Raw genomic sequence first — 12,662 nt, forward strand, 5'->3', positions numbered from 1 at the left:
CCGGACACATCATTCCGAATGCCGTGGTGACAAGCCACGCGATCGCGTACGCGCCGGCCTCTCGCGCAGGCGCCACGCGGATCCGGCCCCAAATCGACAGCCGCCCATTGCAGGCGGCGCGCACATCCAGGAACAGAGATAGGCATGAACCAGCAGACAGGCAGCGCATCCCGAGGTGGCAACGGCAGGCAGCGGAGCATCCCGACATTCCGATTGTCGCCAGCCATGCACGCCCTGGTGCTGGCCTTGTCCGCCGCGCCCGCGCTGGCGGCCGGTCCGGCGTTCGGGCCGGGCTGGTTTTCCGACAAGCGTGCCACGCAGGCGCAGACGGCGGCGACCGGACGCCTGCCCGGTGGCGGGCTGGCGGGCATACCCTCCACGCTGCGCGACCAGCAGCGCGCCAATCAGCAGTTGCAGCGCTCGCTGGCCAACCTGAACCGGGGCGCCGCCGCCATCGCCGCGCAACAGGCCGCGCAGGCCGCGGCCCGTCAGGCGGCGATGTCCCAGGGGGCGTCGGTGCCGGACGGCCTGGCGGAGGGCGGCCTGAAGGTCGATGCCAATCCCCTGACCGCCGGTTGGCACAATGCACGCCCATTGACGGCGAACTCGCAGTCCTCACGCGATGGCCGCGCGGTGGTCACGATCGAGCAGACGGCGGACAAGGCCATTCTCAACTGGGAGACCTTCAACGTCGGCCGCAACACCACGGTGGCCTTCCAGCAGCAGGGCACGGCCTGGTCCGTGTTGAACCGCGTCAATGATCCGCTTGCCCGCCCCAGCCAGATCATGGGGCGCATCGAAGCGCCGGGCACCGTCATGCTGATCAACCGCAATGGCGTCGTCTTCACGGGCAGCAGCCAGGTCAATACGCGCAATCTCGTGGCCGCGGCGGTGGGCATGAGCGACGATCAGTTCCGGAAAGGCCTGTACAGCGACAAGATCGGCTCCGGCGTCAACGAACGCTACACCCCCAGCTTCGGCAATGACCTGACCGGGTTGGGCGATGCCGCGCGCGCCAGCAACGCCACGGGCGATGTGCGCGTCGAGGCCGGCGCCCGCATCCAGACCGGCGCGCCCGCTGGCGTGACGCAGGGCGGCGGCTACGTGCTGCTGCTGGGACGCGAGGTGCGCAATGCCGGCGAAATCATGACCCCGGGGGGGCAGACCGTGCTCTCGGCCGGCGACACCTTCATCATCCGGCGTGGCCTGGGGTCGGACGCCAACACCATGTCCACCACGCGCGGCAACGAGGTGGCGGCGCGCCGCAATGCGGGCAGCCAGGCGGGCGTGGTGGCGAACACGGGCCTGATCCAGTCGCCGTTGGGCGACATTACCCTGACCGGCCACGAGGTGCGTCAACAGGGCGTGGCGGTCGCGACCACCTCGGTCACGGCACGCGGCACGATACATCTGCTCAATTCGGCCAGCGATACGGCTGGCAGCGTCATGTTGGGCAAGGACTCCACCACCGCGATCCTGGTACAGGAGGACGGCGCCATTGCGCTGGACACGCAGCGCGACGCCCTGGCGCGCCCGCCGGGCGCGGAGGCCGACAACCATCGCGCGGCCGGCCAGGCCTTCGACCACCTGAGCGCCTTGCCGGACCGCCGCGACCAGTCGCGCATCGAGGTGACCAGCGGTGGAACCGTCGAGGCGCAGGACGGCGCGCTGGCCCTGGCCACTGGCGGCCAGATCTCGATCGCAGCCAGCCGGCGCACGCTGCTCAACGACGGCGCCTTGCTGGATGTGGCCGGCGCCGTCGGCGTGAAAGTGACGATGGAGTCCAACAACCTGAAGGTCAACATCCAGGGCAACGAACTGCGCGACGCTCCCGTCAACCGGGACGGCAAGACGCTGAACAACGGCGATGTCTGGGTCGACCGGCGCGCCCTGGTGCAGGTGGCCAAGGGCGTCAACGGCTACGAGCGCGAACGCTGGTACACGGCCGGCGGCCTGCTGGAAGTGGGAGGCTACCTGGGAACCAGCGGGCATGGCATCGGCGAATGGGCCGCCATTGGCGGCACGGTGACGGTGGAAGGCGGCGAGCTGGTCGCCCGCCAGGGCTCCGTCATCAACATCTCGGGCGGCACGCTCGACGTCGCCGCCGGCTATATCAAGCAAAGCTGGGTGCGTGGGGATGACGGCCGCTTGTACGAGGTCTCGCGGGCGCCGGGCGACCTGCTCTACAAGGGCCTGTATCGCGGGTTCGAGGATACGCATGCGCGTTGGGGGCAGAACGCGACGCGCTATTTCTACAATGCGCTGCTGGCGCCGCGGGAACGCTACGAAGACGGCTACACCGCGGGCCGCGATGCTGGCCGGCTGGTCATCGGGACCGGAGCCGCGGTGGTCGAAGGCAGCATTGTCGGCGAGGCCTTCCAGGGCGAACGCCAGACCCGCGCGCGCCAGACGGTGGAAGCGGGACTGCGCCAACAGACCGGGTATCAACAATCGCAGCTGGCGCGGGCGCAGGCCGGCCAGTTGCTCATCGGCCGTTATGTGGTCAACCCGGGGGGCAATGGGGCCGCGTGGGGCTATGACCTGGCGGCCGCGACCCGGCAGATCCTGTTCGCCGGTGGCGTGCCGCCACTGGCGGCCACGCTCGGGCTGGATGACGCTTTGCCGGCGGCCCGGCGTGACGCCGTGTGGCTGGATGCCGCGGCCCTGAGCGGATTGGCGCTGGGGCAGATCACCGCTGTGGCGTCCGGCGATGTCACGGTCAGGCAGGCCCTGTCGGTGGCGCCGGGCGGCCTGATCGAGTTGTATGCGCCGAATGTCAGCATCCAGGGCGACCTGACCGCGCGGGGCGGTCGCGTGGCGGCGGGCAATGTGCTGCAGGGCGTCGAGCGCGAGAACGTGCTGGCGCCGGACGCCAACCGCTCGGCGCGGGTCGAAGTGACGCCTGGCGCGAAGATCGATGTCAGCGGATTGTGGGCCAATCTGCGACTCGCTCCAGAGGCCGCGGACGTCATGGCCCTGCGCAACGGCGGCCAGATCGCCTTGCGCGGCACGGGCGCGGTGGTGGTGGCCGCGGGCAGCCAGCTGGACGCCCGCTCGGGCGCGGTGCTGGATGTGAAGGGCAAGCTGACGGGAGGCAAGGGCGGCGACGTGGCGCTGGAAATGGCCAGCGTCAACGGCAGCGCGCCGGGCCCCGGGCCGTTGGGCGTGACCCTCGATGGCACCTTGAGCGCCTATGGCGTGACCGGCGGTGGCACGCTGCGCATTTCCGGCAGCCGGGTGCTCATCAGCGACGCGGCCGGCGCGCAGGCCGGACCGGGAGGCGTGCTGTTGCGCGGTGAGGTTTTCCAACGCGGCTTCTCACGCTACGACATCAATGGCGACCAGGGCCTGACGGTGGCCGACGGCATGGTGCTGGATGTTGCGATGCCGATCTATCGGCTGCGTGACGATGTGCCGGATCCGCGGGTGGAGACCTTCGACCAGGCGCTGACGCTCTGGACACCGCCGCTGTTCCAGGAAAATGCGGCGAGCGGCCGCATGGCCCAACGCCTGGGCGCGAGCCTGTCGCTGTCGTCATTTGTCCCGGCCACGCCCGCACCGGCCGGTACGTTGGAGATCGGCCAGGGCGCCCTGGTGCAGGTGGACCCGGGACAGTCCATCCGGCTGCAATCGCGCGGGTTGATGCGCATCCAGGGTACGTTGCGCGCACCCGGCGGGCAGATCGTGGTGGCGCGCGGCGCGGATGACCGTGGCAATACCGCGCAATTGGGGGGGCTGCCCAATTCCGTCTGGATCGAGTCGGGCGCGCGGCTGGACGTGGCCGGTGTCGCCGTGACCGCCGTGGACGCGCGTGGCCGTCGTTACGGCAAGCAGCTGGACGGCGGGCGCATCGCCATTGACGGCGAATTCGTGGTGATCCGGCCGGGCGCGGTGCTGGAGGCCTCCGGATCCGCGATGACCGTGGATATTCCGCTGGACGACGGCGCCGGCAGCGGTCCGCGCCGCGTCGGCGGCAAGGGCGGGGAGATCGCGTTGGCGGCCACGGCGGGGCTGTACCTGGATGGCCTGATGCGGGCCGCGGCCGGAACGCCCGACGCCGCCGGCGGCGCCTTGTCGCTGAAGCTCGAGACGCCGCTGTATGCCACCGGCACGCCGGACGAGATGATACGTCCGCGTGAACTGGTCATCGCCCAGTCGGCCGGCCCGAGCCTGCTGCCGGCGGACGCGACACCGGCAACGGCCGCGCTGACCTACGGTCTGGGCCGCATCGGCGCGGATCAGATCGCCGCCGGGGGCTTCGGCGACGTGTCGCTCTACGCCCGCGATCTGTTGACATTCGATGGCGACGTGACGCTGCAGGCGCGGCAATCGATCAGCCTGTACCAGGGCGCGCTGGGCAATACGCGGGAGGGGGCCACGGTCCGCATCGTCTCGCCCTATGTACTGCTCAGCGGGCGCACCAATCTTTCGCCCGGCATCGCGCAGCAGGTCGACGCCACCCTCAACCCCTGGAAGCCCTCGACCCTGGCGGCGGCCGCGTTGCTGCAGATCGAGGCTGGCCATATCGACATTCGCAATCGCGTCAACACGGGCATGTCCGGCGTGGCCAGGCTGGGCAATGGCCAACAACTGGCGGTCGAGCGCCGGGGTTACGACAACGTGATCTTGCGCAGTCAGGGCGATCTGCGGTTCCTGGCGGCCAATGGCACCGTCGACATGCCCATCAGCGGCCAGACGGATACCAGCGGCGTGCTCACGATGGGAGATCTGCTGCTGGCCGCGCAACGTGTCTATCCCGCCACCGGCGCCAAGGGCCTGGCGGTCGCGGGCTGGCGCGGCGCGGGGCTGCCGTATGACGACGGCCGGGTCCTGCGCGTGCAGGCGGTGGCGGGGCCGCAGTCGGCGGTCGCGCCCATGTCGGTGTTTGGCACGCTGACGTTGAACGCGCCCAACGTCGAGCAGGGCGGCAACGTCTACGCTCCGCTGGGCCGCATCATCATGGGCATCGCCATCGATGGCGTGAACCGGCAGGTACGCCTCATGCCGGGAAGCCTGACTTCCGTGAGCGCGGCCGGCATCACGGTTCCCTATGGCGGCACCGTGGATGGCCTGAGCTATCTCTACCAGGGCGTCGCCGTGCAAGCCCTGGGCGTCGGTGGCATGGATATCTTCAAGCTGGCGCGCGGCATCTCCCTGCTGGGCGGCTCGATCGCGGTGGAGGCGGGCGCGGTGCTCGACCTGTCCGGCGGCGGCACGCTGGCGGGCGCGCAGTTCATCAGTGGCCGGGGCGGTTCGACCGACCCGCTGTTCCACCCGTTGCCGCGTTTCGATGACGCGAACGGCAAGTTCGATCTGCCGTCGCTTGCCGACCGGCCGGTCTACGCGATTCTGCCGGGATTGACGGATCGCTATGCGCCGGTGGCGCCGCGCGACGACACGGCGGGATACGGCGGATCGCGTCCGCGTACCGGCGAGACCATCACCGTCGGTGCCGGCGTTCCCGGCCTGCCGGCAGGCACCTATACCTTGTTGCCGTCCTATTACGCGCTGTTGCCGGGGGCGTTCCGGGTCGAGTTGGGGCAGGGCGCGCTGGGCGGGGCCGCCGGCCAACTGCGGGGAGGGTCGTGGTCGGTGTCGGCCATCCGCGGCCTGTCCGGCATCGTCGATACCATGCCGAAGCAGGCCTTGATCACCCCCGGCGATGTGCTGCGGCGCCATGCCCAGTACAACGAAATGGATTACCAGGCGTTCGTGCTGGCAGAGGCCGCTCGCACCGGCCGGCCGCGCATCATGCTGCCCGCCGACGCCGCCGCGCTGGAACTCTACTACCGCGACGTACCCGCGCCCGGTGAAGCGCCAGCCCTGCGTTTCGAAGGGCTGGCGCGCTTCGGCCGGGGGCAGGGAGGCTATGGCGGGCAATTGGTGGTCCGCACGGAAGGCGCGCCCCTGGAGATCGTCAATGCGGTACCCGCCACGGGAGGCGCCGGTATTTCCCTGCGGGACCAGGACCTGAACGCGGTGAAGGCGGACCGCCTGTCGCTGGGCGGCTGGGTCCAGCAGCCGGTGACCGGGCCGGACCGGCGCCTGGGGATCGTCGCGGGTGGCAGCGACGTCACCCTGCGCTCCGGCGCCGAATTGCGCGCGCCGGAAGTGTTCCTGATCGCCTCGCCGCAGCGGTCGGTTTCGGTGGAGCAGGGTGCGATCATCAATACGCTGGGCATGGGCAGCGCCCCGTTCGACTCCCGTCAGGGCTATCTGTACGGCAGTCTCGGCGGCGGCGGCCTGCTGGCGGTGTCCAACGGCTGGCTGGACTTCTCCAACGGCATCGGCGGGCAATCCGGCAGGATCGAACTGGGCGCCTGCCCGACGAGCGCCTGCGACCGTTCGGCTCAACTCTATTCGGACGGCACGGTGGTCTTCGGCAGCAACAATCTGGTGCTGCATGAAGGCCTGCGCTATGGCACCCGCAACCTGGTGGTCGCCGCGAGCGGCCTGAATGCCGGCAGCGACGCCGCGCTGGCCGACGCTCAGGCGCGCGGCGTGCTGCCGGGCGGCCTGCGGTTGTCGCAAGACTTGCTGCGACGCCTGCTCGATGGCGATACCAGCGCCGGCGCGCCGGCGCTGGAGCGCGTGATTTTCTCACTGCGGGATTCGATCAATTTCTTCGGCAGCGTCAACCTCAGCACGCTGGACGTCGCCACCGGCAAGTCCAGCCTGGCCCAATTGGTGCTGAACACGCCCGCCATCTATGGCCATGGTTCGGCGACCGATGTCGCGACCCTGTCGACGGATACCCTGGTGTGGAACGGCGTCGCCAACGCCGAGCCCGGCGAAGTCGCGATCGGCGGCGCGGGGACCGGGGCGGGCCAGCTCAACCTGAGCGCGCGGCGTATCGTGCTGGGCGAGGCCAATGGCACGCCGCAGGTCCCCCACCAGCAGATGCGGCGCCTGGCGCTGGGTTTCTCGACGGTGCGGATGGATGCCAGCGAACGGATCCTCGCCGGCGGCGAAGGCAGCCTCGATGTCTACCTGGCGCGCGGCGGCTTCGTTGATGGCAAGTTCCAGTATCAGGGCGGCGCGTTGCTGTTGCGCACGCCCATGCTGACCGGCGGCAATGGATCGGTCGTCCGCCTGGCTGCGGGCGGGTTGCTGCGCCTCGAAGGCACCGGCGCCGCGCCCACGGATACGGCCGCGCCCTGGGGGGCGTCGCTGACCCTGCAGGGCAATACCGTCGAGCTGGGCGGCGCCATCGTGCTGCCGAGCGGCAAGCTGACGGTGCAGGCGGAACATGGGCTGACGCTGGCGGATGGCGCGCGGCTGGACCTGGCCGGACGCGCCGTCAGCCTGATGGACCAGACGCGCTACGGCTGGGGCGGCGATGTCGAACTGGAAAGCCGCAAGGGCGATATCCACATGGCGGCGGGCGCGGTCATCGACCTGTCGGCCCGCTACAACCACGCCGGCAGATTGACGGCGACCGCGCTTGACGCCGGGGCGGGCCTGATCGACTTGCGCGGCATCGTCAAGGGCCAGGCAAGCGGCGAGTACGACGCGGGCGGCACCATTGTGCCGTTCGAGGCCGGCGGCATTGCGCTGCGCGCGCAGACGCTGGCCGACTTCGTGGCGTTGAACCAGCGGCTCAATGAGGGCGGGGTGACGGGGGCGCGCGCATTCCAGTTGAAGCGGGGCGATCTGGTCATCGGTGACGAGGTCAGGGCGCGGCGCGTGAACATCACGGTAGATGGCGGCAGCTTGACGGTCAATGGCCTGATCGATGCCAGTGGTGCGCAGGTGGGCAGCATCCGTCTGTCGGCGATGCGCGACCTGGTCGTCAATGGCACGCTCGATGCGCATGGCACGCTGTTGCGGGTCGATAGCCAGGGCGGCATCATCGACAGCCCCAACCGGGCGGTGGTCGAATTGACCGCCACCGAAGGCCGGTTGGTGCTGGGGGCCAATGCGGCGATCGACTTGCGCAGCGGTACCGCCGTGGCGGCTGGCAGCGGCGCGGGCCAGCACGACGGCCGGGCGCGCGGCACGCTGGACTTGAATGCGCCGCGCGTTGGCGCCGATGACGTGGCGCTGGACATCCTGGGGACGCCGCGCGTCGTCGGCGTCGAGCGGATCGCGGTCAACGCCTTCCGGCGCTACGACGATGCGCCCGCCGCCTCGGCGCCGGATATCACGGGGCGCACGCCGCAGGTCATCACGCAGGACTATCTGGACCGGATCGACGCTGACAGCGTGGCCTACATGAACGCGGCGCTGGCCAATGCCGGGCTGCGGACGCGGCTGCAAGGCTATCGCCTGCGCCCGGGGGTGGAAATCGTCAGCCGCGGCGCCGACGGCGACCTCAGGATCGAGGGAGACCTGGACCTGTCCAACTATCGCTATGGTCCCGGCGCCGATCGCGGCGACCCGGCCCGGCGTGGCTTTGGCGAGGCGGGCGTGCTGCTGGTGCGGGCCAGGGGAGACTTGAACATCTACGGCAGCATCAACGACGGTTTCGCGCCGCCGCTGGCCACCGACGACGACACGCGCGCCTGGCGCCTGATCGGCCGTGATGGCATGGACAATGCCAACGGCGTGGACCTGGCCGGACAGAGCCTGATCCTGCCGCGCGCGGTGACCCTGGCAGGCGGCACGGTGTTCCCCATCACCGAAAATGAATCGCTGAATTTCGATCTGCCGATTCGCGCCAATACCATCCAGCCGCATTCCCGCCTGCCCGCGCAGGTCGAACTGTCCCAGCCGCTGACCCTGGCGGCCGGCACTGTGCTGGGGGCCGATGTGTGGGCGGCGGATGGCACCTTGTATGCCAAGGGCAGCCTGCTGCCGGGCGCCTTGGCCTTGACCGCCGGCGCCAAGCTGGGCGCCGGCATGGCGCTGGACCAGGTCATCTCGGTCCAGCCGTTCACCGTTCCCAAAGGCACGCCGCTATCGATTTTCGGCGCGCCCCTGGCGCTTGCGCGGGACCTGCCGCTGGCCGCGGGCGCCTACCTGCCCAGTGGCACCGACCTTCGCTTCGGCAACCCGACCATCGACCTGCGCGACCTGAATGCCGACGGCGTGCAGGGCCGTATCTGGGCGGTCGCGCCGATGCTGCCGGCCGGCGCTTCTTCGTGGAGCTTGCGGCTGGCCGGCGGCGCGGATCTGGACTCGGCGGACACGCGCGCCTTGCTGCCAGCGTCGCAACTGGGTGACCGCGGCCACGTCAAGCTGTCCGATCCCCACTATCAACAGGATCTCACTTTTGGTTTTCTCGGCGAGTCACCCATTTTCAGCGTGATCCGCACCGGTCGCGGCGATCTGGATATCCTGGCTGGCGGCAATTTCCAGCAGGGATCCTATTACGGCATCTACACGGCGGGAACGCCATCCGATGTCGTGCGCGACGCGCAGGGCAACCCGGTCCTCGATGCGTTGGGCCGCGAGGCTTACAACCTGCCGCGCGGCTACGACGACATGACGACGGCGAACGAGGGTTACGGTTCGGTGCTGGGCTCCGGCGGCGCCAACTATGAACCGCTGGTCACGGGCGGGCAGTACGCCGCCTGGTACCCCGAGCATGGCGGTAACCTGTTGGTGAACGTGCAGGGCAACATGCGCGGCGCTACTCGAGGCATGGCGGCCAAGATCGACGGGCAGGACCCGCGCGGCGCGACGGCCGCGCCGGGCAGCTATCCGGGGTACTGGCTGTGGCGCCAGGGCGGCGCCGACATTGGCCAGCAGACGGCCTGGTGGATCAATTTCGGCACCTACATGCCGGGCCCGTTCTATGCCCTGGCGGGCGTCACCGGCATTTCGGTGGAAGGCTTCACGGGGTTTGGCACGATGGGCGGCGGCAACCTGTCCGTGAATGTGGGCGGCGATGCCGGCGTCCTGACGCAGCCTGTCCTGCTGCAGGGCAACTATCCCACCATCGAGGGCCTGGTACTGGCGGTCGGCAGCACGGGACGCATCACGCCGGACGGCCGCCGCGTCGCCACCGGCGGCGGCGACCTGGACCTGCATGTCGGCGGCGCGCTGAATCCGTTGAAGACGACGTCAGGCAACAGCAGTGGCGACATCCTCGGCAGCTACTCCGACCTGAACGGGGTATTGACCAACCTGCGCGGCGCCATTTCGGTCGGAGCGCGCAGCATCGGCCGCATCGACCCCTTGGCGGAGTCCGCGGACCGGTCCGACCCGCGTGGGCTGGATCCGCTGCGCCCCACACTGGCGGCGGCTTCCGGCGGCCCGGTGATCGTCGCAGGCGATGCCACCGTGCGCATCGGCGCGCGGGGCGACGTGGTGCTTGGCGGAACAGGCGACGCGGGCCGGATGTACCAGTTCGCGGCCACGCCGTTCATCCACGAGGGCGTTGACCAGCCAGGCGGCGCCAACAGCTGGTTCTCACTCTGGACCGACCGGACGTCGCTGGATCTGTTCGCGGCGGGCGGTGCGATCACGCCGATTTCCGCCACGCACAATGACAACGAAGCGATCAAGGGCATGACCCAGTACACCGCCAGCGCCTACGCCGCCACCTTCGCCTATCCTTCGCGATTCAGCGCCGTGGCCCCGGCGGGCTCCATCTACTATCACGCCAACGCCACCAATGGCTCGACGCAATGGACTTTCGCGCCGGGAGCACAGGGCAGCGTGGAAATGCTGGCGGGCGGCGGTCTGTACGGCGGAGGCTATCGCACCACCATGTCGGGCGCGGATCCTGCCCGGATCCCGACCCCGGAACGGCCCGCCTACATCACGGCCTGGAACAATGGGGCCCTCGTCGTCACGAACGCCACCGGGCGGGAAGGCGGCCTGTTCGCCTTTGGAGTCGATTCGGCCGAGGGCCGTCCGCCGGTCGTCAATGCGGGCACCGCGCGGTTCTACGCGGGCGGCGATATCGTCGGCTTGTATAGCGGCGCCGTGCAAAGCGCCACCGTGGGCACCGAATACCGCGCCGCCCGTCCCGTCAGCATCCAGGCCGGCGGCGACATCGTCAACCTCAAGGCCCTGATCCTGAACCAGCAGCCCAACGATGTCTCGCGCATCGTCGCCGGCCGCGACATCCTCTACGCCAACGTCGACGTGGCCGGCCCCGGCTGGCTGGAGGTCAGCGCGGGCCGCAACCTCACGCAGGAAGACAAAGGCCGCCTGACCAGCCTGGGCATGCTCGACGGCAGGCAGGCCACCGGCAGGGGCGGCGCGGGCATCGTCGCCAGCGCCGGCGGCGAGGGCGACTACGCGGCCTTCGCCCGGCGCTATCTCGACCCCGCCAACCGCGCCGATGCGGGCCAGCCGCTGGCCAGCCAGCCCGGCAAGGCCGTCAAGACCTATGAAGGCGAGCTGGCCGACTGGCTGCGCCAGCAACATGGCTACGCGGGGCCGGCGGACCAGGCCCGCGCCTACTTCGACGCGCTGCCGGCCGAGCAGCAGCGCGTGTTCCTGCGCCAGGTCTACTACGCCGAGCTGACCGCGGGCGGGCGCGAGTACAACGACACCGCCGGTCCGCTCGCCGGCAGCTATGCGCGTGGCCGCCAGGCCATCGCCGAGCTGTACCCGGCCACCGATGCGCAGGGGCGGCCGATCCACTACCAGGGCGACATCACCCTGTTCGGCGGGTCGGGCATCCAGACCCTGTTCGGCGGCGCGATCCACCTGCTGGCGCCGGGCGGCAAGATGGTCTTCGGCGTCGAGGGCCTGCCGCCGCCGTCCACGGCCGGCATCATCACCCAGGGCGCCGGCGACATCCAGATGTACGCCAAGGGCAGCATCCTGCTGGGCCAGAGCCGGGTCATGACCACCTTCGGCGGCAACATCCTGGGCTGGTCGGCCGAGGGCGACATCAACAGCGGTCGCGGCTCCAAGAGCACGGTGGTTTACACGCCGCAGCGGCGCCTGTACGACGATGTCGGCAACGTGACGCTGTCGCCGACCGTGCCCAGCACCGGCGCGGGCATCGCGACCCTGGACCCGATCCCGGAAGTGCGGCCGGGCGATGTCGACCTGGTGGCGCCGCTGGGCACCATCGATGCGGGCGAGGCCGGCATCCGCTACTCGGGCAACGTCAACCTGGCGGCGCTGCAGGTGGTGAACGCGGCCAACGTGGTGGGGCAGGGCAAGGCCACCGGGGTGCCGGTGCTGGCGGCGGTGAACGTCGCGGCGCTGACCAGCGCCAGCGCGGCCGCGGCCGGCGCGACCCAGAGCGCGCAGGACACCACGCGGCAGCAGCAGAACGCCGCGCGCCGCAATCTGCCGTCCATCATCAACGTGCAGATCCTGGGCTACGGCACCGAACCGGTGGCGGGCGCCGGGGCCGGCGGCGTCACGCCGGCCGGCGGCAATCCGCGCCCGGGCGGCGCGCCGCAGCCGCAGGGCTACGACCCGCGCAGCATTTTCCAGATGCTCGGCAATGGCGAGCTGGACGCGACCCAGAAGGCCCGCCTGACCGAACCGGAGCAGCGCGGCCTGTCGGGCGGCTAGAGCCCTTCGGCAGGCCCATGCCGCCGCCCATTCCCCGGCCCGCGGCCCGTCGAAGGACGGCGCCGCGGGCCGGGTCGCGCGCGCCTGGCGCGGCCTCGTGGCAACGGGCCTGCAATGGCCCCAAAACCTGACGATTGGCTGTCATGCGGCAGTCACAAGCGCGACCTACATTGCCCATTCACCGATTAGCACGACGTGTTGCGGCTCCCCTTCAGCCGCGGGAGCGCGAC

Annotated in this window: 1 protein-coding gene; it reads left to right on the forward strand. The window is 70.2% G+C overall.

Going from position 1 to position 12,662, the window contains the following annotated elements; all coding sequences use genetic code 11:
* Nucleotides 1-225 precede the first annotated feature (225 nt).
* On the forward strand, nucleotides 226-12,432 hold the full coding sequence (locus AC1HFW_RS07980; RefSeq protein ID WP_479282590.1) for a filamentous haemagglutinin family protein: 12,207 nt from the start codon (nucleotides 226-228) through the stop codon (nucleotides 12,430-12,432).
* The last annotated feature ends 230 nt before the right edge of the window (nucleotides 12,433-12,662 follow it).

The sequence above is a fragment of the Achromobacter sp. ISS7 genome, assembly GCF_056523125.1.